This window comes from Bacteroides sp. AN502(2024), from assembly GCF_041227145.1.
In the GTDB taxonomy this organism is placed as follows: Bacteria; Bacteroidota; Bacteroidia; order Bacteroidales; family Bacteroidaceae; genus Bacteroides.
On record NZ_JBGFSP010000003.1, the window covers coordinates 109,152 to 133,708 of the forward strand.

Annotated in this window: 21 protein-coding genes, 2 tRNA genes and 1 pseudogene; 12 read left to right on the forward strand and 12 right to left on the reverse strand. The window is 41.5% G+C overall.

Going from position 1 to position 24,557, the window contains the following annotated elements; translation table 11 throughout:
* Window positions 1-365: 365 nt before the first annotated feature.
* The 4 genes from AB9N12_RS00445 to AB9N12_RS00460 all read right to left on the reverse strand — a co-directional run bounded on the left by AB9N12_RS00445 (window position 366) and on the right by AB9N12_RS00460 (window position 4,300).
* Window positions 366-1,541: an AGE family epimerase/isomerase gene (locus AB9N12_RS00445; protein ID WP_369888986.1), complete on the reverse strand. Its 1,176-nt coding sequence runs from the start codon at window positions 1,539-1,541 to the stop codon at window positions 366-368.
* Window positions 1,542-1,552: 11 nt separating this feature from the next.
* Window positions 1,553-2,470 (reverse strand): dihydrodipicolinate synthase family protein, encoded by a 918-nt coding sequence (locus AB9N12_RS00450; protein ID WP_369892769.1) that lies wholly within the window; start codon window positions 2,468-2,470, stop codon window positions 1,553-1,555.
* A 29-nt stretch (window positions 2,471-2,499) separates the two neighbouring features.
* A complete protein-coding gene (locus AB9N12_RS00455; RefSeq protein WP_369888987.1) occupies window positions 2,500-3,744 on the reverse strand; it encodes an MFS transporter in 1,245 nt (414 codons plus the stop codon).
* Window positions 3,745-3,853: 109 nt separating this feature from the next.
* Entirely contained in the window at window positions 3,854-4,300 is a 447-nt protein-coding gene (locus AB9N12_RS00460; protein ID WP_369892770.1) for a YhcH/YjgK/YiaL family protein, read from the reverse strand.
* Between the two features lie 231 nt (window positions 4,301-4,531).
* On the opposite strand from AB9N12_RS00460, the gene AB9N12_RS00465 reads away from it, so the two are divergent.
* Window positions 4,532-5,740 (forward strand): ROK family transcriptional regulator, encoded by a 1,209-nt coding sequence (locus AB9N12_RS00465; protein ID WP_369888988.1) that lies wholly within the window; start codon window positions 4,532-4,534, stop codon window positions 5,738-5,740.
* Window positions 5,741-5,957: 217 nt separating this feature from the next.
* Here the strand turns inward: AB9N12_RS00465 and AB9N12_RS00470 are convergent.
* Together AB9N12_RS00470 and AB9N12_RS00475 are read right to left on the reverse strand one after the other, a co-directional pair.
* Window positions 5,958-6,030, reverse strand: a tRNA-Thr gene (locus AB9N12_RS00470).
* A gap of 107 nt (window positions 6,031-6,137) precedes the next feature.
* A complete protein-coding gene (locus AB9N12_RS00475) occupies window positions 6,138-8,180 on the reverse strand; it encodes a toxin-antitoxin system YwqK family antitoxin (RefSeq protein WP_369892771.1) in 2,043 nt (680 codons plus the stop codon).
* Window positions 8,181-8,285: 105 nt separating this feature from the next.
* Between AB9N12_RS00475 and AB9N12_RS00480 the strand changes: the two genes are divergently transcribed.
* From AB9N12_RS00480 to mltG, 3 genes are all read left to right on the forward strand, one after another.
* Window positions 8,286-8,867 (forward strand): epoxyqueuosine reductase QueH, encoded by a 582-nt coding sequence (locus AB9N12_RS00480; protein WP_369888989.1) that lies wholly within the window; start codon window positions 8,286-8,288, stop codon window positions 8,865-8,867.
* Between the two features lie 28 nt (window positions 8,868-8,895).
* The gene (locus AB9N12_RS00485; RefSeq protein WP_369888990.1) at window positions 8,896-9,774 is read left to right on the forward strand and encodes a DNA/RNA non-specific endonuclease; all 879 of its coding nucleotides are present in this window, start codon (window positions 8,896-8,898) and stop codon (window positions 9,772-9,774) included.
* A 218-nt stretch (window positions 9,775-9,992) separates the two neighbouring features.
* Window positions 9,993-11,021, forward strand: coding sequence for an endolytic transglycosylase MltG (gene mltG / locus AB9N12_RS00490; protein WP_369888991.1), 1,029 nt, complete (start codon window positions 9,993-9,995; stop codon window positions 11,019-11,021).
* A gap of 34 nt (window positions 11,022-11,055) precedes the next feature.
* Here mltG and AB9N12_RS00495 read toward each other — a convergent pair whose 3' ends face one another.
* Both AB9N12_RS00495 and AB9N12_RS00500 read right to left on the reverse strand, forming a co-directional pair.
* On the reverse strand, window positions 11,056-11,556 hold the full coding sequence (locus AB9N12_RS00495) for a DMP19 family protein (protein WP_369888992.1): 501 nt from the start codon (window positions 11,554-11,556) through the stop codon (window positions 11,056-11,058).
* A gap of 272 nt (window positions 11,557-11,828) precedes the next feature.
* The gene (locus tag AB9N12_RS00500; RefSeq protein WP_369888993.1) at window positions 11,829-13,523 is read right to left on the reverse strand and encodes an O-antigen ligase family protein; all 1,695 of its coding nucleotides are present in this window, start codon (window positions 13,521-13,523) and stop codon (window positions 11,829-11,831) included.
* Between the two features lie 298 nt (window positions 13,524-13,821).
* Between AB9N12_RS00500 and AB9N12_RS00505 the strand changes: the two genes are divergently transcribed.
* From AB9N12_RS00505 to AB9N12_RS00515, 3 genes are all read left to right on the forward strand, one after another.
* Window positions 13,822-15,564, forward strand: a complete 1,743-nt coding sequence (locus tag AB9N12_RS00505) for a hypothetical protein (protein WP_369888994.1) — start codon at window positions 13,822-13,824, stop codon at window positions 15,562-15,564.
* A 2-nt stretch (window positions 15,565-15,566) separates the two neighbouring features.
* On the forward strand, window positions 15,567-16,106 hold the full coding sequence (locus AB9N12_RS00510) for a DUF5043 domain-containing protein (RefSeq protein ID WP_369888995.1): 540 nt from the start codon (window positions 15,567-15,569) through the stop codon (window positions 16,104-16,106).
* An 891-nt stretch (window positions 16,107-16,997) separates the two neighbouring features.
* Complete coding sequence (locus tag AB9N12_RS00515) at window positions 16,998-18,653, forward strand: IS1182 family transposase (RefSeq protein ID WP_369888996.1); 1,656 nt, start codon at window positions 16,998-17,000, stop codon at window positions 18,651-18,653.
* A gap of 93 nt (window positions 18,654-18,746) precedes the next feature.
* Here AB9N12_RS00515 and AB9N12_RS00520 read toward each other — a convergent pair.
* A tRNA-Asp gene (locus AB9N12_RS00520) sits at window positions 18,747-18,820 on the reverse strand.
* A gap of 160 nt (window positions 18,821-18,980) precedes the next feature.
* Between AB9N12_RS00520 and AB9N12_RS00525 the strand changes: the two genes are divergently transcribed.
* The gene (locus tag AB9N12_RS00525; protein ID WP_369892772.1) at window positions 18,981-19,571 is read left to right on the forward strand and encodes a YqgE/AlgH family protein; all 591 of its coding nucleotides are present in this window, start codon (window positions 18,981-18,983) and stop codon (window positions 19,569-19,571) included.
* A 4-nt stretch (window positions 19,572-19,575) separates the two neighbouring features.
* On the opposite strand, the gene AB9N12_RS00530 is transcribed toward AB9N12_RS00525, so the two are convergent.
* Genes AB9N12_RS00530 through recR form a run of 3 tightly spaced genes read right to left on the reverse strand, consistent with a single transcriptional unit; the run spans window position 19,576 to window position 21,210 of the window.
* Window positions 19,576-20,112 (reverse strand): GNAT family N-acetyltransferase, encoded by a 537-nt coding sequence (locus tag AB9N12_RS00530; protein WP_369888997.1) that lies wholly within the window; start codon window positions 20,110-20,112, stop codon window positions 19,576-19,578.
* Window positions 20,109-20,567 (reverse strand): hypothetical protein, encoded by a 459-nt coding sequence (locus AB9N12_RS00535; RefSeq protein WP_369888998.1) that lies wholly within the window; start codon window positions 20,565-20,567, stop codon window positions 20,109-20,111. The genes AB9N12_RS00530 and AB9N12_RS00535 overlap by 4 nt, the downstream gene beginning before the upstream one ends.
* A 25-nt stretch (window positions 20,568-20,592) precedes the next feature.
* On the reverse strand, window positions 20,593-21,210 hold the full coding sequence (recR, locus tag AB9N12_RS00540; protein ID WP_369888999.1) for a recombination mediator RecR: 618 nt from the start codon (window positions 21,208-21,210) through the stop codon (window positions 20,593-20,595).
* Window positions 21,211-21,301: 91 nt separating this feature from the next.
* On the opposite strand from recR, the gene AB9N12_RS00545 reads away from it, so the two are divergent.
* The 4 genes and pseudogenes from AB9N12_RS00545 (at window position 21,302) to AB9N12_RS00560 (ending at window position 24,504) form a co-directional block, all read left to right on the forward strand.
* A complete protein-coding gene (locus AB9N12_RS00545) occupies window positions 21,302-22,744 on the forward strand; it encodes a sodium:solute symporter (RefSeq protein WP_369889000.1) in 1,443 nt (480 codons plus the stop codon).
* A 46-nt stretch (window positions 22,745-22,790) separates the two neighbouring features.
* On the forward strand, window positions 22,791-23,396 hold the full coding sequence (gene yihA, locus AB9N12_RS00550; RefSeq protein WP_369889001.1) for a ribosome biogenesis GTP-binding protein YihA/YsxC: 606 nt from the start codon (window positions 22,791-22,793) through the stop codon (window positions 23,394-23,396).
* 7 nt (window positions 23,397-23,403) lie between these two features.
* Window positions 23,404-24,010, forward strand: a pseudogene (locus tag AB9N12_RS00555) (DUF4923 family protein).
* Between the two features lie 98 nt (window positions 24,011-24,108).
* Entirely contained in the window at window positions 24,109-24,504 is a 396-nt protein-coding gene (locus AB9N12_RS00560) for a DUF1573 domain-containing protein (RefSeq protein ID WP_369889002.1), read from the forward strand.
* Window positions 24,505-24,557 lie beyond the last annotated feature (53 nt).

Consider the following 24,557-nt stretch of genomic DNA (forward strand, 5'->3'; position numbering starts at 1 on the left):
TGCTGAAAGATAAGTTCCAATTGAACTTAGGCATTTATCGGAAAACACTATCCATCAAAACTTATCAAGAAAACCATTTCTACCTCAGAAAAGTGCCACTTATCAGATTCTTAGGAAGACAAAACTAATAAGGTTCGAATACTCGTATAATGATAAACAGGATAAACAAAAACGAATCATGGATATGAACGAGTAGAAATAAACACCACAAATCTCCTATAAGTTCTTTAAATACAGATTCATTCTGTGCTGATTAAAATAAAAAGAAGAGGCTGCGCTTTTCTGACACAGCCTCATCAATCCAGCTAACAATGTGTTTTTTAATATACAGTTTTAGATTTTATCTTTCAAAGCTACGGCATACTTCATAGCATTTCCTGACAAAGCATATAGCTACAAATCATCATACGAGGTATATGAAAAGGACCTTTGAATATATTTCCTTTGGCAGGCTGGGCAACAGTACCGTCCCGATGAAGATAACCATACCATTCTCCATATTCCTTATCGGGAAAATGAGTATATGTCCAGTCACTTATCTGCTTGTGCATCTGAAGATACTTCTCATCTCTTGTAGCCTGGTAAGCATACAAAGTGGCGATGATTGCTTCTGTCTGCGGCCACCAGAATTTCATATCCTGCGAATAGTCTTGCGGTGGAAGATTCTTGCAATCACGGAAGTTGATGATACCACCGAACTCCTTGTCCCATCCCCATTCCCAGGACCAATCAAGAATCTGAAGAGCCAATTGCAACAAATCCTTGTCCCAATTACGATACTTGGCTTCTTCCATGATAAACCAAGCGGTCTCAATACAATGTCCCGGATTGATGACACGTCCGTTACAAGTATCAATAAATTCACCATTGGGTCCTACCATCTCAAGCAAAGCCTTGAATTCAGGATGGATAAAATATTTCCGTAATGCATCAATCGATCGGTCTATTTGTTCTGTCAACACAGGATCATCGATAACCTGACGGATACGCGAAGCTGTATTTATCAGAATCATGGTAATAGAATGGCCTCTAGCCTGCATGGTTGGCAAATACTTCGGTTCAAGCAGCCCCGGAGTTTCAAGAAAATATTGAGTACGTTTGAATACCCCCAAAGCTCTCTCTGCATACTTCTTATCACCAGTTGCCAAAGCATATTCTGCCATGGCAATAGCAGCAAATCCTTCGGAGAACACATAACGACGTTTACGTAAAGGAGTACCTTCTTCCGTTACTTCAAAAAACATGTGTCCGTCCGCATCAAAGCAATGGGCTTCTATAAAGTCTATACAACTTTTCGAAGCGGAAAGCCATTCGGGATTCTTCTCTATATTATTATATGCAAATGCTGCTATGAAGCCGAAACGTCCCTGAAACCATACAGACTTTGTGGTATCGATAAGACTACCATCGCGATTGATGCAAGTATAGACACCGCCATGCTTACGGTCCAAGCCATGCTTCATCCAAAACGGCATAATGTTATTCAAAATGTCGTTTTTATAGGACGTAGCCCATTGATTAATATATTCTGTTACGTTCATGACCCGCACGATTAGAATTGATTGCAACGATCAAAGAATTTGATAGCCTCCAGTTCTGCTTTCATCTGTGCTTCTTCCGCATCCGTCATATTTTGGAATGGAGTACGGTTTTTACCCAAATCAAGCCCCATCAGTTTCATGATTCGTTTTCCACCGACGATATTTCCACGGAAGTGGCAGATCACATTGATTACTTCTTGTGAGAAATTCTGACGTTCACGAGCTGTTTCAATATCACCGGCTTCCCAAGCTTCGATAATACCTACCAATTCTTTTCCATTATAATTAGTTGTTCCGCCAATACCGCCTTGGGCACCACCCATAGCCAGACAAGGAAGAATGGTTTCATCCTGTCCATGTAGCATATCATATTTGCCATCTTTATATAAGCGACACTGGTTATATTCGTACATACTCTCAAAAGTATATTTGATACCTGCAAAATTAGGAACGCGTCCATCTACCGCCTCCAGCAATTTTACCATCGGCAAAAACGCACCATTGAATGCAGGAATATGATAATAATAAAAAGGAAGGTCGGGAGCACCGCATGCAATTTCCTCAATATACTTCACAAGTTCTTCTATACGGCCGATTTTCGGAAAAGGAGGAGCCATCGCACCAATTCCCCAAGCACCGATCTTTTGAGCATGCTCTGCCAACATACGGCTGGCTTTCACACAACAGCTACCTACATGTACAATCACCTTAAAACCTTTGGGAGCCACTGCCACCCAACGTTCGGCCAACTTCATCCGCTCCTCGTCCGTGAGCATATATCCCTCACCGGAAGAGCCGTTGATAAATACACCTTGGAGTCCATTCTTTACTAACATCTTAGCATATACTTCAATCGGTTCCAGATTCACTTCACCATTCTCATAAAAAGGAGTAAACGGTGCATCAATAAGTCCTTTAATTCGTTCCATCATTCTATATTTATTAAGTTATATACCATTTAATTTTCCATATTATCAGTCTTCGGCCGCAAAAAATAGATTTGAAGAAGTAATGCCACGGCTACCACAATACTCAACAGGGCAAATCCCTGCCCCAGGCTTCCTCCATCTGTCCATTTTCCGAGCACTTCGGTCACGGCAGCCCCGGCAAACACACCGGTCATATTCATTATGCCATAAGCTGTAGCGCGGTGTCTGGCTGACACGAACTGACACAGAATCGGCATATTATTAGCATCAAATATCCCAAAGCCGATACCAAAGAGCAGCCCCGCACCAATCACACTCATAAAGCTATGGCCGAATCCTAACAGAAGCAAAGCCGGAATAGTCATTCCCAAACCAATAGCTCCGGTATAAATACGTCCACGAATATTTTTCTGCACCCAACGGTCGGACAAGATTCCACCCAAAATAACACCTACAAAGGAAGAAACTGCAATCGTAATAGTAGATATGGGACCTGCCTCGGACATGGGAATATTCAAGCTATCGGCAAATAAGGTAGGAAGCCAATTCTTTGTCGCCCATCCCGGCAGACTGGGAGCAGCAAAATAGAAAAGGATAATCCAAAATGCCCAATTGGTAAACAGCAAGGAAAGTGCACTTATGACAGAGGTCTTCTTCTCTTTCGAACTTTCATCTGCTTTCCTGACAGACACACCACCATGAATAGGATTTTCATGTAAGAAGAACACAAGCACCAAAGCATATACGATACCCACAATACCAAACCAATGAAAAGTAAGCTGCCAGGAGAAAACAGCAGCAGCCGTAGCGCCAAAACCGCCGATAGCCTGTCCGACATACAACCCTGTCATGTGCACTCCGACAGCTAATGAACGCGATTTTCCCTCGTGCCAGTCGGCTATCAAAGACAAGGCAGAAGGTATATAAAGCGCTTCACTGACTCCCATTACAGCACGCAACCAATAGAGTTCATGAAAATCATGGGCGTATCCCATCAGATAAGTAACAGCTGACCAGACAAAAAGACTTCCTACCACCAGCCACTTACGATTGACTCTATCCGCTATTATACCGGCAACCGGACTCATAAAACCATATATCCACAAGAAAATAGCCATCAAAGCTCCAAAGGCTTCAGCCTTATTCAACTCTACAATGTCTACCTTCATTGCTTCTTGCATAGTAGAAAGCATCTGACGATCCATGTAATTAAGAAGTGCCACCACCCATAACAACCCTACTACTATCCAGGGATAAATATTCTTGTTTTTCATATAAAAGAGTTTTTTAAGATTCCAATCACGTTAGAATGTTGCAAACATAACATTATTTTTAGTCTAAGCCAATGATTAATTAAATATTTTAATATACATTCATTACTTATTAAACCCTTACTTTGGCTATCAACTTACGGATTCTCCCCTGACCTATAATCGGAGCATGAGGATCTTCAGGATAAACAATCACAAACTGCCCCGGAATCAAATGGACATAAGTCGTGGGAACGTCCGAATACAAAGCACACTCCTCCTCTTCCGAATATGCCTTGACCTCCTTCTGCAAATCTTCTAAAGCCTTCCAACCGATCGTCTCCGCACCTTCTAGAAGGATATGCACATCAATATAATCGCGATGCAATTCTAAAACCTGCTTCTCAGGTGCAACGCATTCCGGGTTCACATTATTAATGTAAAGACGCTCGCCGTCAATCTCAATACGCCCCAACTCCGCATGAAGCAAATCATGTGTTTTCACATAGTCAAACAATGTTTTAAACAGGGGATGAAGACTTTCAATCCGTTGGCTGTTTTGTAAATTAGATACAATCATACTTTCTTTTATTTCATTCATAGCTTAACATCGTGCAAATATAACAAATTATTTTATTAACAAAAACATATCTAATAAAATAATTAATTATTTAGATTCAAGACCCGCAAATACGATTCATATGTTATTTCATTTCCGACAAAAAAAGTAAAATGCCACAACGTAATAGCAAGAAAAGCATTATTAATAAATAATTTTATTATCTTTGTGCTTAATTATATGGAAAATGATATGGAACAACATTTACTTAAAGAAATAGAAGCAGGAAGCAAAAGTGCCATTCTTAAAAAGAAGATCATTACACATTATATATATAATGGAAGTTCTACAATTACAGATTTAGCCAAGGAGCTGGATCTCAGTGTCCCGACTGTCACTAAATTCATCAGTGAAATGTGTGAGGAAGGATATATAAACGATTATGGTAAACTGGAAACCAGCGGAGGACGGCATCCGAGTTTATACGGCTTAAATCCGGAATCCGGTTATTTCATCGGAGTGGATATGAAAAAGTTTGCCATCAATATAGGACTGATTAACTTCAAAGGTGACATGGTGGAGCTTAAAATGAATGTCCCTTACAAATCAGCAAATACTCCGGAGGCACTAGACGAGTTATGCAGGCTCATCACCCTGTTCATTAATGAAATAAAGATTGATCACAACAAGATCTTAAATATCAATATCAATGTTTCCGGAAGAGTGAATCCCGAATCAGGATACAGCTTCAGCCTGTTCAATTTTGAAGAACGGCCATTGGCAGAGGTACTTACCGAGAAAATAGGCTTTCGGGTAAGTATAGACAACGACACCCGTGCCATGACCTACGGAGAATATCTGAAAGGATGCGTAAAAGGTGAGAAGGATATTATCTTTGTAAATGTCAGTTGGGGACTCGGCATCGGAATTATTATTGACGGAAAAATATATACCGGCAAATCCGGTTTTTCAGGAGAATTCGGACACACAAACATATTCGACAATGAAATAATCTGCCATTGTGGGAAAAAGGGGTGCCTGGAAACGGAAGCGTCAGGTTCCGCACTTCATCGCATCTTAATTGAACGTATCCAGAAGGGAGAAAGTTCCATCCTGTCCAAACGGATTTTATCTACAGAAAATCCCTTGACTTTAGATGAAATTATAGCTGCCGTCAACAAAGAAGATTTGCTCTGTATCGAAATCGTAGAAGAAATCGGACAGAAACTCGGAAAACAAATAGCAGGACTAATCAATATATTCAATCCGGAACTGGTGATCATAGGTGGAACTTTATCATTAACCGGTGATTATATTACCCAGCCTATCAAGACCGCAGTACGCAAATACTCTCTCAATCTGGTCAATAAGGATTCCGCTATCATGACTTCCAAATTGAAGGATAAGGCAGGTATCGTAGGAGCCTGTATGCTGGCACGCAGCAGAATGGTCGAATATTAACATTCATTTTTATGCTGCGAGAAAATACGATCTATAAAGCGAACAATATAGACGATAGCAACTCCTGCGACAACCATTGCAATAATACGACTTAACATAGACCGTGTTTTTATTATTCATACAAATTTCATATAAAGATATTCCTATCCGCACAGCAGGAATTCTGTCAAAAAATGAAACGCTGATTATTCATCAAATAACCAGCGTTTTATTTAAGAGCCGCTAGCCAGACTTGAACTGGCGACCTACGCGTTACGAATGCGTTGCTCTACCAACTGAGCTATAGCGGCGTTTGCTTCTCGTTTACGGCGTGCAAAATTACAGCTTTATTTGAGAAAACAAAAAGAATCCGATTATTTTTTTGTTTAAATTTTAAATCAACTTCTGTTGATACAATCTAAAACTTTTCTTTGCGTTCAAATTTTCCGTCCTCGGTATAATACTTCCATGTACCCTTCGGCTTATTATCTGCATACTTTCCACGAAGTTTCAATGTACCGTCTTCATAGTATTCACGATAACGACCATGGCGTTTTCCATCCTTTACTTCCGATTCACTCTTCAATGCTCCCTCCGGATAAAACTCCCTCAAAACATTTCCTTCAAACTTTTCGACATAGAAACGTTCCAGTTCACTCATTTGCTCTTTTTCGGTTTCGGCATCTTCATTCATTTCCTTATCATCCTCATCAGTAGCAATGGCAGCAACCACCTTCTCCGGTTGATACGGAGTATAATCCATCACATATTGCAAAGAAGCCGACTGGCCATCTCCAATAATTTGCATGGTCCAGTAAGGAAATGAATACAAAACATCCTTGTTGGATTGTATTTCATTCCATGTTGCGGGATTCATCATCGGTTTCAGTTGGGAATAGAATTTTTGTACATCTGTATATAAGAAGATAGTTGAACTGGATTCCAAATACGAAAGTGCGTTGTCAAATCCCTGATTCTTTTTCAATAAATTCTTTTGCTCATAATCCTCTACAAAAGAAAGCAAAGAGGCAGCTTTATTACTAAAGACGACATAATCATCGACATAAGTATAATATGGCTTCTCAAATTTATCAAATAGCTTTCCAAAGAACAGGCGGAAAAAGCCTTTCATCTCGACATAATTAATCTCGAAACCCTTATAATCGGCTGTCTTAATCTTAACCGGAGTGCGTCGCTTAATCTTCTTTTCAATGAACTCCATGTTCTTACGGGCCTCTTTTATATTTTTAGCCCTGATAGCCAAAATAAGTTCTGGGTCATATCCCAACAACCCGGGTTCGGATTGCGTAATAGCAAACTCTCCCGACATCCAACTCAAAAAATTTTCTTCCAAAGAGATACCGAATAACCCTTCAATCTTTTTCCGGGAACTTTGATAAGAGTCATACAATTGTCTATCATGAACTGCCAGTGCATTCTCCAATTCCTTCACAAAAGTTACCGGATTATTAAAGCCTATATTCGTATAAAAAGCTGTCCGTCCAGACAGAATTTCATGCGCTTTCATCTTATGTTTTCCCGAATTCAATAAAGCAGTGACATAAGGATCGGCAGAATCTTTTTTCAGTGTATATCCCTTCACCTCCATCCTCTTCTTATCCATATTCAAATAAAGCCCGGCAAAATTCATGGAGTTGCTAAACAGATCAATATATTCATTTCTTGCACCCAGATAAATTGACAGAAATTGAGGTACACGCGCATAATTGATAAAGACCCTGACAAGTCCCTTGCCGGAAACCAATTTCTCTGTTTCAATAAAAGAGTGATCAAGTCCGATTTTAGGCTTATCGCGAGAATCAATAGCCGACTCAACAAGTCCGGATGTATAAGAACCTACCAAATGATTATTCACAAAAGCAATATAAAAAATATCCCTCGTTTCGGGATCGCGCATTTCAAGGATATTAATGCCATTATGCATCCGGTTAGTCACGGTAAAACCACTCATAACCAATACGGTTTCAACTTGTTCTTTCAATAAGTCCATCTTTGATGTCTTCTGCATATCCAAGATAAGCAAAAAATCCCAATCTGTGGCACGAGTCTTATGGAGCGAGATAAGCATATCCCGCTCACCAACAAGCGACAACAACACCTTATTGCTCTTGACAACCGAGTCGAGTTTCTCCACACTCTCTGTCACTTTTCCAAAAGATTTTGCTCTTTTCAGACATTGCCACGTTTCGCTTCCACTAAATTTTTCCCAATCTTCAATCGGAGCCGATGATTGAATAATAAACGCAGCATCTTCCGGAACCAGATAGATTTGCTGAATATTACGATCCGGTGAAACGAATAAATAAACTACGGAATATACAACATATCCCACCAATGCTAATGCAACCACCACTAACGTTCGCTTTACGATTGTCGAGATGCCTTTTTTATTTTTCGGGCTCGCATTTTGCTCCTGTGTCCCACCATTTAGTTCATCCATCATTGATTTATTATAAACTTCCGGCGACAAAGATACGAAAAAAAACTATTCTGAATAAAACAAAAAACATTGACTCATATCGTAAATATATACTAACTTTACAGCATGAAAAAGAAATTCCAACTCGAAGTTCCGGGAGGAGCCGCAAAAGTCCTACTCCATACCTGCTGTGCTCCTTGCTCATCAGCCATCATTGAATGTATGATGCAGCACAATATTACCCCCGTCATCTATTATTGTAATCCCAATATCTACCCTCTGGAAGAATATACGATCAGAAAAGATGAATGTACCCGCTATGCCCAATCATTGGGGCTGGAAATAATAGATGCCGATTACAATCATGAAATCTGGCGATGCCATATAGCAGGAATGGAGCAGGAGCCCGAAAGAGGGGGACGCTGCTTACGCTGTTTTAAACTACGCTTGCTGGAGACTGCCCGCTATGCTCACGAACATGGATTTTCTGTCATTACCACCACACTTGCCTCCAGCCGTTGGAAAAGTCTGGAACAGATCAACGAAGCCGGACAATATGCCACAGCACATTACCCGGATGTCACCTACTGGGAACAGAATTGGCGGAAAGGCGGATTAAGCGAACGACGCATTGCCATCATTAAAGAATACAACTTTTATAACCAACAATATTGTGGCTGCGAATTCAGCATGAGAAAAGAAAAATAACAAGAAATTCGTTATTACCATACCATCGATGAACCGAAGTAAAAAAGGGAAGAACAGAAAATCATTCAAAAAGAAATCACATGCTAATAATAGATTAGGATGTATTATTGCCATCATCGTACTTATCCCTATTCTTTTTGGCGTCTATTTATATTATCGGCAGATTAATATCCAAAAGAATCATGAATCACAAACCGATACCTCCCTTCAGATTCCACTTAATAAAGAACTGGAAATTCCCATATCACTAATCCCCCGACAGGAACAAATTATCCGACATACCGGATACACCGTTTCATATAATAAAAATCTAAAAATACCCAATTGGGTTGCTTACGAATTAACCCGGGAAGAGACCGAAGGAAAAGAGAAAAGAGGCAATCGTTTCATTGCCGACCCACTAGTGACAGGTCCGATTGCAACGAATGCCGACTACACCCGTTCAGGATATGATAAAGGTCACATGGCTCCTGCAGCAGATATGAAATGGAGCCCTGAAGCCATGAAGGAGTCATTCTATTTTAGCAATATGTGCCCACAACATCCACAGCTAAACAGAAGAGGATGGAAAAATCTGGAAGATAAAATCCGGAACTGGGCCATAGCAGATAGTGCCCTTATTATTATATGCGGACCTATTATTGAAAAACAACCCGAAACGATCGGGAAAAATAAGGTCGTAGTACCTCAACGTTTTTTCAAAGTGGTCTTTGCTCCTTTTGTCAAACCGATGCGGGCTATCGGCTTCTTATTCAACAACGAACAGGCAGTAGATCCTCTATCTTCCTATGCAGTAACGATAGATAGCATTGAGAGCCTGACTAATATGAATTTCTTTGCTCCTCTGCCCGACGAGATAGAAAACAGGATAGAATCGGAGGCAAATTATTCCTTATGGCCGAACTAATTAACAACCTGCTTCCCTAAAACTAACTTATCTACATACAAATTCTTATTCGTTCCACAACTGTTATCCTTTAGTTCTACATCTGTTGTCCTTTAGTTCCACTATTGTTATCTTTTAGTTCCACTACTGTGGAACGAAAGAAAAACAATGATAGAAAAGGATTACACCTATCCAAATTCTTTTTATCTTTGACGGACTTTTTAAATATACCTCAAAAGATGAAGAGAAATATTCTACTATCCATGTTGATCGGAGCATTCCTCCTTTGTGCCATTGCCGGAGGTACCCTTTATTACTATCTGTTTGCTCCTCAATTTCATCCATCTAAAACCGTATATATTTACGTAGACCGGGATGACACAGCCGACTCTATCTATCATAAAATACAAAAAATCGGGCATGTCCATAAGTTCGCCGGATTCCGGTGGATGGCAAAATACAAAGATTTCAGCCGGCATATCCACACCGGACGTTATGCCATTCGTCCCCATGATAATATTTACCATGTATATAGCCGTTTTTCCAGAGGTTATCAGGAACCTACAAACCTGACTATCGGAAGCGTTCGGACATTAGAACGGTTAGCACGAAACATCGGAAAGCAACTTATGATAGACTCTGCCGAAATCGCCGACCGGTTATTCGACTCTACGTTTCAAACTCAAATGGGATATACGGTCGCAACACTCCCCACTCTTTTCATACCGGAAACCTATCAGGTATATTGGGACATGAGTGTGGACGAATTCTTTAAACGAATGAAAAATGAACACAAACGCTTCTGGAATAAAGGACGTCTGGCACAGGCTACCGCCATCGGTATGACCCCGGAAGAAGTATGCACTCTTGCCTCTATCGTCGAAGAAGAAACCAATAATAATAAGGAAAAGCCGATAGTAGCCGGACTGTATATAAACCGCTTACATCAGGATATGCCTCTGCAGGCAGATCCTACGATCAAATTCGCCCTACAAGATTTCGGCCTCCGCCGAATTACCAATGAGCATTTAAAAATCGATTCTCCTTATAACACCTATATAAATACCGGATTACCTCCGGGCCCCATTCGCATCCCCTCTAAAAAGGGGATAGACAGTGTATTGAACTATACCAAACATAACTATATCTACATGTGTGCCAAAGAGGATTTCTCCGGAACTCACAACTTTGCGTCCAATTACACCGACCACATGGCGAATGCAAGAAAATATTGGAAAGCCTTGAATGAAAGAAAGATTTTCAGGTAATTCTGGAATGAAATGTTTCTCAAATACCTGAGTTCTACTTTATTATTTTTGCAAAAAGAGGCAAATGTTCATCTACATAGCTAGCAATCAATGCTGTAACTTGCTCTTCAGTCTCTAAATAAGTCTCTTCCAATTCATCAAAAACTTCGTATTGCTCATACATAGCCATAAATTCATCATCCGTCCGTTCCTTTTCCAAATCTTCCCGGTTAGCATCAAAGATTACCTTAGCCTTATAGATTAATTTAGAGAATTCTTCCGCTCCCCATAAGCGCATCACTTTCGCAAACGGATTATCAAAGATGTATCCACCGTAGCCATTCTGAATCAATTGGCAAAATCCGCCAACCATTATCTCCTCCCGAAAAATCTGATAAGCCAGCAAAGAATGCTGCTCGCCGGTGAGCAGAGACATCGTATCAGCAGTCAGTTCACCACCAATCACTTCCTTATATTTATCTGTGAATACCTGGATAAATTCATCCATTCCTTCACCCGCAGCCTTCTGTAAAGCAAACTCTAAAACTTCAATCATAGCTTCATTCCTTAAATTCTGCCGCAAAGCTACAAATAAAATGTAAAATACTCAAGTTTCGGATTTAGATCTAAGCTGTCAGAAACAGAGGGTATTCGTGTCCGTCTTGACTGCATAAAGCACCGCTTTGGCAGGTGTAAAGCATCGCTTCAGACATCGTAAAACGATGCTTTTACGGGGGAAATGCTACCTTCCTTTCATGACTTATAGCTCTTCCCGTCATACAAGAATTTTAACACAATGAGGGATAACAGTCGTGAGATGTTTTTACATTACTTTTCCGGCACATCTTCCTGTCGCAAAGTTCCTCCTGCCTCTTTCAAATACCGGAGTGCCTCCGTACGGGCTTCCAGATACACTGTCCCTTTCTGCCTGACGTCCAAAGAAAGTATCTCTTCCGCCATACTTTTCGCATCTTCCTTACGCCCCAAGTCGCGATACAACCTGAACAAACAGAAACGGGGCAATATCTTCGACGGCACCATCCAATAGGCACGCCACAAAGTTTTTTCCGCCCGCCAAGCCTCGCCACAACGATGATAAGCCATCCCCAAATCGCAACACAAAACCGAAGTTATAAACGGAAAACTGCCCGAACCCACTACTCGACAAAACGTTTCCTCTTCACCCCGCTCGAGCAGGCACTTCGCATAGCGCGACATATACTTCTGATGATATGGCAACGCACACTGCTTTGCCGTTTCATCTTCCAACTGCCGGAAAGCCGTCCGATAATGTTGCACAACCGGTACCGCCGCCACTGCAAGTAGCCAAAGAAGGCAAAAACCGACTGCCACCGCACTCTTTCGACACAACGCAAATGCAAGCCATACACGCCGGCAAGAAAGCGTGCCCAGGAGCATGGGGAAAAACATTTTCAACGCCAACGAATCAGTAGGGTAAGAAAAACAGGAAAACACGCCAAGTGCCAGCAGTACCGGACGAAACCGTCCGGACCGAGTGCCGGACAAAGCCATTGCAATCAGCCCCGCCACAAGCAGACATCCCACAATACCCTGCTCGCACGCCAACGACAGAGGTTCATTGAATGCCTGTACGTTATTGTCTGCCAACACACAATAGTGCGAATCGGAATGGCGTTCGAGCCAAGCTCCCTGATAGTCCATATACTTCATCGGAAAACTTGCCACCCCATGCCCCAACAACGGCGCATCGGCAAACATCTCCATGCCTGCCCGCCATATCAGCAAACGTACATCCGCCGACACCTTCTTATAATGATACAATCCGAGAAGCATTCCCGCAAACATACCTGCAACCATCAACTGCACATACCACTTTTTGCCCCACGAACGTACCTCAACCGGCAACACCTTCCACCCCCAACAGGCGGAAGCCACCAACGCCGACAGCCATGACGCCCTCGAATCCGTGATAACAAGCGCCGCCCCTATCAGCAAAAGCACTATCAGAAACACGGCTTTCTCCACACGTTTTTTCGTCTGCTCCAAGCAACTCAGAGACGCTACAAACGCCACAGCCAAATACCCGCCCAACGGTCCCGGATTGCCAAAGCCTCCCGTCACAGGAAACTCAGCCCCCGCTTCTACCAACCAACCGTTTCCCTGCAACAATGACCATACTCCCTGCACCGCTCCGGACAATGCCAAAGCCGCATACAGCAGAAACACCTCTGCGCGCCCCATCCTACAACAGGCTCCATACAGCAAGCACATTGCCACCCATCCATACGCCCCAAGCGCATCTACCTCGCAGTGCCGCACAAAAACGGACGAGAGACAAGCCCAAAGCAACAGCAAGAAAACAAGAACATCCGTAACGGTGACCGTCACACGCCCTCCCTTCCACCCGATCAACAAGGCAGACACACATCCCGCCATCAGGACAACGGACAATGCCACCACCTCGTAGTCGGGAAGAAACCTCATCAGAAAAGGAAGAGACAAAAGATACAAAGCAAGTATCACATTCACCGTCATTCTCATTCTCAACGTTCTTTTTTTGCATTCATATCTGCAAATGTAAGAAAACCAACGCACCCATCCAAACACCCCCCAAAAAACATTCGTCCGAACCACGGCTCTTTCATTTAAAATTGCTTTGAAATTTTAAATGAAAGAGCCGTGCACAAAAGCATCGTTTTTATTGAAAATAATTTGGATTTTCCGGTCTTTTTTGTTTTATTTGCAAAATAACGAACTAAAACTAACGCCTATGAAAAACATGCGACTGTGCATTTATTGCATCCTCGCGGTTGCCGTCACCTTATTATACGTAAGGTGCATGGACGAACCGATTTTCGACGCAAAACGCTCGCCCTCTTCGGCAGAACCAGAAAACAAAACCCTGAGAGCCATGAAACAATGCTTCGAAGAAAACGCAACCACCCTCAAACAGGTACATGCCAACCTTGCGTACAAACCTCACACACGAAGCGGCAAGGAAGCACCGACAAATTGTTGCGCCGCACATACACATGGAAATGCAAACAAGGGAATCGTCAACATTGTCCCCAAATGGGATTACGCACGACTGTGGGAAGGAGAGAAAAGGATATACGCCGAAGTACCCTTGAAAGGAAAAGGTATGCATTTGGCCGCATACGTGCAATCCGGAAACAAAAAGAAGGTATACCTGGCAAACAACCTGCTGATGCTCACTCAGGACAAAGAGACCGGAGAGATACACTACTACGTGGTGACTGCACTTGCCAATCTGTCCAAGTACGGCTCAAGCCCCAGGCGCGAGAAATTATTCCAGTTTGTGGGAAACGCCGACTTCGACGGAATAGCCATCTACTCCAGGACAGACGGTACCTTTACGAAAGCACTCCACATACACGACGGAAAGTCACACCCCATCTTTTTCGGAAAGCCATCGCCTGCCACCAAGGCGACAGGAAGAGCCACTGACACAGGCACAGAAGGCAGCACTGTGACGCTGACATCCAAATTGTTAAGTTACGACGGTCCGGAGATTGGAGGAGGAGTGCAGGAAGAAGCTGTCTGCAAATGTTCACCTTGCCTCTGCGTCAATTGCCCCGGGAATAAAGCCTATTGTGCTATATGCGGGAATTATTACGACATCAGTCTGGGCACATGTCCCAACAATTGTGGTGTGGTAATAACACCGGGTGAAGGAGGAGACACCGGCGGAGGAGGTTGGATTCCCGACTATAAGACTTGCCCGTATTGCAATCTTCAATACGACCCGTTGTTAAACAGTTGCCCGTTCGGTTGCGAGGATCGTTGCAGCAAATGCGGACAAGCCCCATGTCAATGCACAGAAAACGATCACATATGCGAACGATGCGGAAGCAAGTACTGTCCCGGACCGTGGAATTGTGGTGCCGGAGGAGGAGGGAACCAAGGAAACGAAGGCTCTCAACCTATAGTAGCATCGAAAGCGAAAAAGCTATTTCAAAACACTGACATGTCCGAAGCTGACTGGAAAAAATTGGAAAAGTTAATTGATAAAATTATAAAAGAATGTATGGGAGAAAATTTATATAAAGAACTTTCAACACTTTTAAATGGAAACCCTATATTTTTCCAATTCACATCAGCATACGAAGCAACTTATAATGCCCAAGAACATACTATCAAATTTAATAAAGACATGAATAGTAATGAACTTTTTCATGAAATAATGCACGCATATCAACGTCAAAAAGATAAATCATTAGAAGACTTTTCGAATGCTACCATAAATCATGAAATTGAAGCACATTATGCACAATATCTCTATTTAAAAAAAGATACGGCTGAATATAATATTAGTAATTGGAAGTTAGGAGTTAAAGGAAGAAACAAACGTATACTCCACATAACGCATCTAGAAGATTACATTGATAACAAAGGAAATTTGCTACCAGAAACATTCATTGATCTTTTAGATACTCACATAGAATACAATCTTATTCCCACTTTTAAGACCGATAAAAATTACAAAAATTATATCTACAATAAGAATTACAATAGCTTAGCGAATTTTGAGAATCTAAGAAACATAACTAAAGACTGTTAAATATGAAACACTTATTACTATTTTTTTTCGTGCTGTTGAACATTTCAGCTACCGCCCAAATCAATTATTACGAGGTGACAAAAACATTCAATGAAAACGGATATATCTATCAGTGCAAAGTTGATAGAGCCAAAATGGTCACTCTCTACAATAAAGAGAACGAGTTTGTGCATGTTGATCAAACCAATCAGACAACAGGCGAGCAAATGCACATTGATTACAAAACGAACCAATTGGAAGATGATCATTGGACCAACGCCAAACTCTTATCAATTGTTGATAAAGCTATTCCTGACGAAGAAAGACTACTTATAAAGAAAAACGGCGGGCTTCTTACAATCTTATTGAATATCAATTCCAACACGGGAAAGGTAGCAGATGTGGTCTATAACTTTGTGAATTTTAGAGCTTACGCCACCATACCTGTATCAGTATACCGCCAAATAGAAATTGAAATCAAGGAAAAGATTTGGTTTGTCCCAAATCAAGAAGGGAAAAAATGGAACTATATCTGTCTCTTCTATACCATAAACCCTCAATAGAAGTGCAAATTACCCCAAGCCGTAATAGTGAGAATCTAAGAAACTTGCCGTCCCAACGAACCATTACACCGGAACATTCCACGAAACAGTTTGAAGTTTTCCGCCAAACACCGACTTGTGTATTCAAACAAAAAGTTCTTCCCTTGCGGAGCTTTCATTCTTTGCATACGTACAGCTAATTGTTTCTTTACTTAAATTTATTCGTCCAACAACTGTCAGATGAAAATTCAACAACCGCCCGAAGCAATTAAAATCTGACACAAAAGCATCGTTTTTATTGAAAATAATTTGGATTTTCCGGTCTTTTTTTATTCTATTTATACAAATAAACAAAATAGAGCATCAATCTTATATAAAAGCACACACTATTTATATTTTTTTTATAATTTGATCCTACACTATGTAGTAGCCTGTTCGAGTTTTCCTCAATAATAATCTTATAGTGCTACATTTGACCATTCCCTCTACCGAATCGAATGTCAGTTCATTGTTTCGACAGCGTTTCACACATGCATGTCCACGTAAATTCTCCAATAGCCAGTCAAAGTCTGACTGGGACCCCCATTCACGGTAATAACATTTTAAATCAGTTTTAATTTTCGGGGATTACGCCTTCTGGGGCCATGACAATTCTTTGGATCGAACCGTCAGGATTGTAATAGAGGAAACCGTGACCGACATAGACGTAGACTTTTCCATCATATACCATCGCTTCAGGATCTCCAAGAAATTCGTGAGTCACAAAGGAGTTGTCATGAGCGACAAACGTTGTATCAGATGAAGGTGTGTCAAAATGCGCACCTTCTTTTTTTGCCCAAAGCCCCGACTTTCACAAGCAGGGGCTTTGTTATTACCTAAAGATTTTGTATCTTTAAGCATAAAATTTACACTATGACAAAGATACATTTTCGTCCTTACATTCCCAACCAAACAGTGCTTTTTCCTGAGAGAATCGATGAGGATATTGCAGAAAACGATCCGGTTCGCATGGTTGACGTTCTGGTTGAAAGCCTGAATCTTGAAGGTTTCAGAAAGTTATACAAGGAATGCGGCCGTAGTGCTTACCATCCCCGAATGATGCTCAAGGTTATTCTGTATGCCTACATGAACAACATCTACTCCTGCCGGAAAATAGAAAAGCTACTCCATCGTGATATCCATTATATATGGCTGGCCGGATACGAGAAACCGGATTTCATTACCATCAACCGATTCCGCAACCGGGTGAAGAAGGAAATCAACGAGGTGTTTACCCAAACCGTACTTCTGCTTTCTTCCAAAGGTTTCATCAGCCTGAATGTGGAATACATTGACGGTACAAAAATCGAATCCAAGGCAAACAAGTACACTTTCGTCTGGAGAAAAACGGTCGAACGGAACCGTGAACGCCTGATGAAGAAAATACATGTACTATTAGGTCAGATAGACGAGTTCATCGCTCAGGAGAAATCATCAGAGACCAATGAGGGGATAGAGTTTACTCCGACTATGCTGACCGAAATGGCGGGAGAATTACGTAATGCACTTGCACAGGCTCCCGATCCTTGCACGAAAAAGGAAAAGACTGCACTGAAAAAGAAACGCAAACAGCTCAAGGAGCTGGAAGAACACAGAGATAAACTGCAGGAATACGACGGTCATCTGGAAAATCTGCAAGCTCGCAACTCCTATTCCAAGACAGACAAGGATGCCACTTTTATGAAGATGAAGGAGGACGCCATGCGTAACGGGCAGACAAAACCCGGCTACAACCTTCAGATCGGTACCGAGAACCAATTCATTACCGACTTCGCTCTTTTCTCCAATCCTACGGATACACTGACCATGATACCTTTCCTGCAATCCTTTTCAGGCAGATACGACAGATTGGCCCATATGGTGGTTGCCGACTCCGGATATGGTTCTGAGGAAAATTACCGTTTCATGTCTGAAAACGATATGGAAGCCTACGTCAAATACAACTACTTCCACATGGAACAGCGACCCGGATTCAAACCGAATCCGTTCAAGGCCGAAAACTTCTATTACAATGAAGAACATGACTATTGCATCTGCCCCATGGGACAAAAGATGCGGAGGACAGGAACCGGGCATGTGAAAACTGCATCCGGATATGTAAGCGAAAATGCCAGGTACAGAGCCGTCAGATGTGAAGGGTGTCCGTTGAGATGTCTATGTTTTAAGGCAAAGGGAAACAGGACAATAGAACTGAATCACAGACTCAGGAAATACAGGCAGAAAGCCAAAGAATTACTATGTTCCGAAGAAGGACTGAAACACAGAGGGCAAAGATGTATAGAACCGGAAGCTGTGTTCGGGCAAATAAAATATAATATGAACTACAAACGTTTCCGCCATTTTGGAAAGGAGAAGGTCTTTATGGACTTCGCATTCTTGGCCATTGCCTTCAATATAAAAAAGATGTGTGCAAAAATGAGAAAAGAAGGTATAGACTGGATGATTAAACTGTTTTATAAACTTGTACCCGCTCTTTTCAGATGGGGGGAACACATTTATCAAACAAATCTTCAAAAGAGCGCAGCTTGAAGAAGGTTTACTGATTCTTTATAGGTGATGAAAAAAAGAAGGCGTATCGTTCATTACGACACACCTTCTTTTTAATTTTGCTTTCTAAGTCTGCGGTGCGTACGGGACTCGAACCCGTGACCCCATGCGTGACAGGCATGTATTCTAACCAACTGAACTAACGCACCAGAATATCTACTTTCTCCTCTCTCTTGATTGTGGATGCAAAGGTAGATATTTTTTAGAAACCTGCAATAGGTTCAGTATCTTTTTTCTGAAAAAGCCCTTCATAAAATGAAAAAAACGGAAAGAACGATTGTTATTCCCTTTTTTTCCTACATTAGTGGCATGAATATCAACTCAGACATATTTAAGATTCAATCGAATAATGTGTTACCATCAAGAGGGAAGATTTTAATATCTGAACCTTTTCTGCGTGATGCAACGTTTGGCAGATCCGTAATTTTACTGATCGATCATACGAACGAAGGAAGTATGGGATTGGTTATCAACAAGCAACTGCCATTATTCCTTAATGATATCATCATGGAATTTAAATATCTGGACGAGATCCCACTATACAAAGGTGGTCCTATCGCCACTGATACCCTTTTTTATCTCCACACATTATCCGACATCCCCGGAGCTATTCCCATCAGCAAAGAGCTTTATCTGAATGGGGACTTTGATGAAATAAAGAAATATATATTGCAAGGCAATAAAATCAGCGAATGTATTCGCTTCTTCCTGGGATACTCCGGATGGGATAGCGAACAGTTGAGCAACGAAATCAGGGAAAACACTTGGTTGGTGTCCGAAGAAGAGAAATCATACCTGATGAAAAACGACATCAAAGATATGTGGCGGAAAGCCTTAGAGAAGCTAGGCAGCAAGTATGAAACATGGTCACGTTTCCCACAAGTGCCTACTCTCAATTAGTATTTTATTTCTTTGGATTCAAACATTGAAGGAGCAATACATCTTTGTAACAGTTCTCCACCTGCAGCCAGTTTTTTAATAATCCGCATTGAACGAAGCCACAAGACGTGAAAAGTTTTACACATATCTCATTGTCTGTCATGACATGTGCATAGAGCTGATTCAAAGACAGAAAATCAAAAGCATATTCACAAAGCAGTTGCAATGCATCAGTAGCGTAACCTTGTTGCCGATAATCTTTATGAACGGCAATTCCAACTTCTCCCCGCGAATGAAAGGGTACAAAATCCGTAATATCAATCGTGCCGAGTATGCATTGATCAGATTTGCGCACAATCATCAGGCGCAATTGCTTATCCGCAAACACATCACACTGCGAACCTTCAATGTATTGACGAAGCACATAACGGGAATAAGGAACCGTAAAGTTACTGATATCCCACATGGAAGGGTCATTTTCCATCTCGTACATAATATCCAGATCTTCCGGTTCTACCGCACGAAGATAAACACGTTCGTTCATCAAGAAAGAGTGTCTCATAGTTTTTCGTCTTTTGCTATATGAAGCTCGTTACGCAATCTTTCTTCACTGGGAAGACAAAAGACTGATGCCGTCAGACCAATCAGCATACAGAGATGCCCCGTACTGCTTACTGTCAGATAGTAACACAAAAGATTCACTACAACAGCCACTTCAAGCATCCCCAGACGAACAATGCTCCATTGCACATATCGCTTCAAGGCAAGCGTGATAGTCAAATGATCTATCTTTTTCTTAAGCACCGAGCTAAACAATTTGAGAGAAAGGGGCACACACAAAGCTGTGAGCAAAATGCCGATCGTCTCAAAATAGTAGACAGCTTGCGCATTATCTGCCAAACAGCCTACGGGAAAGAGTTCAAACTCCCCTGCTCCGAACAAAAACGCAGGAAGTACCCAAAAGAATATATAGCTAATATTCAAATTTCTGACAGCTTGTTTTATCAATTCTTCCATGTTCGTTCTTAAATGATTAAAATGACTATACAATTCCGGTAAAAAGTGTCCGGTTAACAATACTGCGTCCCAGAGTTACTTCATCAGTATATTCCAGCTCATCGCCAACAGATACACCACGGGCAATGATACTTAGTTTTACCCCCAGTTTATTTAACTTACGATAGATATAGAAATTGGTAGTATCACCCTCCATCGTGGTACTTAAAGCCAAAATGACCTCTTTGATTTCACCTTCAGTCACCCGTTGCACCAGACTTTCAATTTGAAGATCACTAGGTCCGACTCCATCCATTGGAGAAATAACTCCCCCCAAAACGTGATAAAGTCCACGGTATTGCTGGGTTGCTTCCACCGCCATGACGTCACGAATATTCTCCACTACACAGACAGTAGAAGCATCCCGTTGTGGATTAGCGCAGATCTGGCAAGTTTCAATATCAGAGATATTATGACACACTTTGCAATACTTCACCTCACGCTTCAAAGTGATGATAGAATTCCCGAAAGCTTCTACAGTTGCCGTATCCTGACGGAGCAGATGCAGAACAAGCCTCATAGCTGTCTTACGCCCGATACCCGGAAGTTTGGAAAATTCACCGACTGCCTTTTCAAGCAGTATAGAAGGATATTGTTGGTCCATAGATAATTAATGCTATTCTATCGATAAAACCTTGCAAAGATACAGATTATTGTTTTTAATACCTACAAAAATTGCTACCTTTGCATCTGTTATGATGATATTTGTCTCTATTATTTGTTACTTTGCGGTATTATTACTAATAGCCCGCATCACCGGCCGTAAGGGTGGGTCAAACGCAGCGTTCTTCAAGGGAGAGAATCAATCACCTTGGTACATAGTCTCTTTCGGAATGATTGGCGCCTCTATCTCCGGAGTCACTTTTGTCTCTGTACCGGGAATGGTGCGCGGAACGGATATGACCTATATGCAAATGGTGCTCGGATTTTTCTTCGGATATATGGCAGTAGCACACATTCTACTACCTTTATATTATAAACTAAACCTGACAAGCATCTACGGATATCTCGGCACGCGCATCGGATTGCGCGCCTATCTTACCGGCTCTTTTTTCTTTCTACTGTCACGCATGCTGGGAACCGCAGCCAAACTTTATCTGGTCTGCCTCATTCTCCATACTTATGTCTTTCAGAACATACACGTCCCCTTTGGGCTGATTGCTGTGGGGGCTGTTGCACTGGTATGGATATATACTCATAAAAGCGGAATAAAGACCATCGTATGGACAGATACCTTACAGACATTTTGCCTGATTGCCGCTCTGATTTTTATTATTTATTTCACGGTCCAAAAATTAGACCTTGACTTTAGCGGTATCGTCCGAACAATCCAAAGAAGTGAACATAGCCGTATTTTTATATTTGATGACTGGGTATCGCGGCAAAACTTCTTCAAACAGTTCTTCAGTGGTATCTTCATCGTTATCGTAATGACCGGACTGGACCAGGATATGATGCAAAAGAATCTTTCTTGCCGGAATCTTCGGGAAGCGCAAAAAAACATGTATTGCTATGGCTTCTCATTCATTCCGCTAAATTTTCTTTTTCTATGTCTGGGAATTCTATTGATAGCGCTAGCGAGACAAATGCAACTCGAACTGCCGGTCATGAATGATGATATACTGCCTATGTTTGCAACGCAAGGTTATCTGGGACAATCCGTATTAATACTCTTTGCAATCGGCATTATCGCAGCTGCTTTCAGCAACTCCGATTCTGCCCTGACAGCAATGACGACCAGCGTATGTGTAGACCTGCTGAATACGGAGAAAGATTCAGAAGAAAGGGCACGCCGAAAAAGAAATAAGGTGCACTTATCGCTATCAATTTTATTGGCATTCTTCATTTGTCTGGTAGAGATACTTAATAATAAGAGCGTTATTGACGCTATATATATCATCGCCTCCTATACATACGGTCCCTTGCTCGGAATGTTTGCCTTCGGACTCTTTACCCGAAGACAAACGAACGACCGGTGTGTTCCTTTCATTGCCCTCCTTTCGCCATTACTTTGCTACTTTGCCGACTGGTGGATTGAAAAAGAAACCGGATATAAATTCGGTTATGAATTGCTAATATTAAATGGAACGCTTACCTTTGCGGGGTTAATCTGTATGTCTAAAAAAGGAAAACGATGAACAAGCTCATTATAAGCGATCATATAAAGAAATAAATGACAAGAAGATGGAAATAACAAGTGCCGAATTTGTGATTAGCAACACGGACGTGAAGAAATGCCCGACCGGTGTTTTCCCCGAATATGCCTTTATAGGCCGTTCGAATGTAGGAAAATCAAGTCTTATAAATATGCTGGCCAACCGTAAAGGACTGGCTATGACTTCCGCTACTCCAGGAAAAACGATGTTAATCAACCACTTTCTTATCAACAAAAATTGGTACCTCGTCGACTTGCCGGGATACGGCTATGCCCGACGCGGACAAAAAGGTAAAGACCAGATACGCACCATCATCGAAGACTACATTCTGGAACGGGAACAAATGACCAATCTCTTTGTCCTAGTAGACAGTCGGCTGGAACCTCAAAAAATAGACTTGGAGTTCATGGAATGGCTGGGCGAGAACGGCATCCCTTTCTCTATCATCTTTACCAAAGTCGACAAACTCAAAGGAGGACGTTTGGGAATGAATATTAATGCTTACTTATGTGAATTGAAAAAACAATGGGAAGAACTCCCTCCTTACTTTATTTCTTCTTCAACGGACCGAACGGGACGTACGGAGATACTCAACTATATAGAAAATATAAACAAGAATCTCAACACTAAATGAAAAAAGAATGAAAATTAAAAAGAGCTTTTTATCAATTGCCTTCATGGCAGCATTTATGCTAACGGCGACTAGCAGCCGGGCACAATCATGGGCGGACTTATTGAATAAGGACAGCATCTCAAAAGTAGTGAACGCCATCACCGGCCCCCCCCCAATCGTTCGATATGACCGGAACATGGAATTATAAGGGTTCGGCGGTAGAATTCAAATCGGACAACTTGCTGATGAAAGCAGGAGGAGCAGCTGCTGCCACTATGGCTGAAAACAAGTTGAACGAACAGTTACGTAAAATAGGAATCAAAGACGGACAGATGAGCTTCACTTTTAACCCAGACAGCACCTTTACCAGTACAGTGGGCAAGAAAACTTTGAATGGCACTTACTCTTATAATGCCTCTACCAAACAAGTCAATCTGAAATATCTGAAACTTTTGAATCTGCACGCAAAAGTGAATTGTACGTCTAATTCACTGGAGCTACTGTTCAACTCGGACAAACTGTTGAAACTGATGGCTTTCATCGGAAGCAAAAGCAGCAATACCGCACTGAAAACAGTTAGTTCGCTAGCTGAAAATTATGATGGAATGATGCTGGGATTCCAACTTTCAAAGTAGCAAAAGAGAATCGTTTAATACTATTTCGCACTCCATAAAGTATATTTTAGAGGGAAAAGCATTATCTTTGGCAGTTGTAATCAAAAATAGAAGGAAAAATGAAAAAGATACTTTTTTTAATGAGCCTGCTAGTAATGGGCGTTGGTTTTGTGTTTGCGCAAACAAATGCAGATATCAAATTTGACAAAACAACCCGCGATTTCGGCAAGTTTTCAGAAAACAGTCCGGTTGTCAGTTGCACATTTACCTTTACTAATATCGGCGATGCCCCTCTGGTCATCCATCAGGCTGTAGCCTCTTGCGGATGTACAGTACCCGAATATACAAAAGAACCTATCATGCCGGGCAAAAAGGGAACGATTAAAGTGACTTACAACGGAACAGGCAAATATCCGGGACATTTCAAAAAATCGATCACCTTACGTACCAATGCCAAAACAGAGATGATAAGATTGTATATCGAGGGGGATATGACAGCAAAAGATACAAAGTAAGAAAAAATAGGCTATTACATAAAGGAGAATCTTTCGGTTCTCCTTTTTTTTTG

What these genes read in the sequence shown, in the direction of transcription:
- AB9N12_RS00460 (WP_369892770.1), bottom strand. Translation starts at nt 4,300, where the DNA reads ATGATTGTATCTAATTTACAAAACAGCCAACGGATTGAAAGTCTTCAT.
- AB9N12_RS00495 (WP_369888992.1), bottom strand. Translation starts at nt 11,556, where the DNA reads ATGATTGAAGTTTTAGAGTTTGCTTTACAGAAGGCTGCGGGTGAAGGA.
- AB9N12_RS00545 (WP_369889000.1), top strand. Translation starts at nt 21,302, where the DNA reads ATGATGATATTTGTCTCTATTATTTGTTACTTTGCGGTATTATTACTA.
- AB9N12_RS00485 (WP_369888990.1), top strand. Translation starts at nt 8,896, where the DNA reads ATGAACCGAAGTAAAAAAGGGAAGAACAGAAAATCATTCAAAAAGAAA.
- AB9N12_RS00505 (WP_369888994.1), top strand. Translation starts at nt 13,822, where the DNA reads ATGGACGAACCGATTTTCGACGCAAAACGCTCGCCCTCTTCGGCAGAA.
- AB9N12_RS00560 (WP_369889002.1), top strand. Translation starts at nt 24,109, where the DNA reads ATGAAAAAGATACTTTTTTTAATGAGCCTGCTAGTAATGGGCGTTGGT.
- AB9N12_RS00510 (WP_369888995.1), top strand. Translation starts at nt 15,567, where the DNA reads ATGAAACACTTATTACTATTTTTTTTCGTGCTGTTGAACATTTCAGCT.
- AB9N12_RS00530 (WP_369888997.1), bottom strand. Translation starts at nt 20,112, where the DNA reads ATGAGACACTCTTTCTTGATGAACGAACGTGTTTATCTTCGTGCGGTA.
- AB9N12_RS00535 (WP_369888998.1), bottom strand. Translation starts at nt 20,567, where the DNA reads ATGGAAGAATTGATAAAACAAGCTGTCAGAAATTTGAATATTAGCTAT.
- AB9N12_RS00480 (WP_369888989.1), top strand. Translation starts at nt 8,286, where the DNA reads ATGAAAAAGAAATTCCAACTCGAAGTTCCGGGAGGAGCCGCAAAAGTC.
- AB9N12_RS00445 (WP_369888986.1), bottom strand. Translation starts at nt 1,541, where the DNA reads ATGAACGTAACAGAATATATTAATCAATGGGCTACGTCCTATAAAAAC.
- AB9N12_RS00475 (WP_369892771.1), bottom strand. Translation starts at nt 8,180, where the DNA reads ATGGATGAACTAAATGGTGGGACACAGGAGCAAAATGCGAGCCCGAAA.
- mltG (WP_369888991.1), top strand. Translation starts at nt 9,993, where the DNA reads ATGAAGAGAAATATTCTACTATCCATGTTGATCGGAGCATTCCTCCTT.
- AB9N12_RS00525 (WP_369892772.1), top strand. Translation starts at nt 18,981, where the DNA reads ATGAATATCAACTCAGACATATTTAAGATTCAATCGAATAATGTGTTA.
- AB9N12_RS00465 (WP_369888988.1), top strand. Translation starts at nt 4,532, where the DNA reads ATGGAACAACATTTACTTAAAGAAATAGAAGCAGGAAGCAAAAGTGCC.
- recR (WP_369888999.1), bottom strand. Translation starts at nt 21,210, where the DNA reads ATGGACCAACAATATCCTTCTATACTGCTTGAAAAGGCAGTCGGTGAA.
- AB9N12_RS00500 (WP_369888993.1), bottom strand. Translation starts at nt 13,523, where the DNA reads ATGAGAATGACGGTGAATGTGATACTTGCTTTGTATCTTTTGTCTCTT.
- yihA (WP_369889001.1), top strand. Translation starts at nt 22,791, where the DNA reads ATGGAAATAACAAGTGCCGAATTTGTGATTAGCAACACGGACGTGAAG.
- AB9N12_RS00450 (WP_369892769.1), bottom strand. Translation starts at nt 2,470, where the DNA reads ATGGAACGAATTAAAGGACTTATTGATGCACCGTTTACTCCTTTTTAT.
- AB9N12_RS00515 (WP_369888996.1), top strand. Translation starts at nt 16,998, where the DNA reads ATGACAAAGATACATTTTCGTCCTTACATTCCCAACCAAACAGTGCTT.
- AB9N12_RS00455 (WP_369888987.1), bottom strand. Translation starts at nt 3,744, where the DNA reads ATGAAAAACAAGAATATTTATCCCTGGATAGTAGTAGGGTTGTTATGG.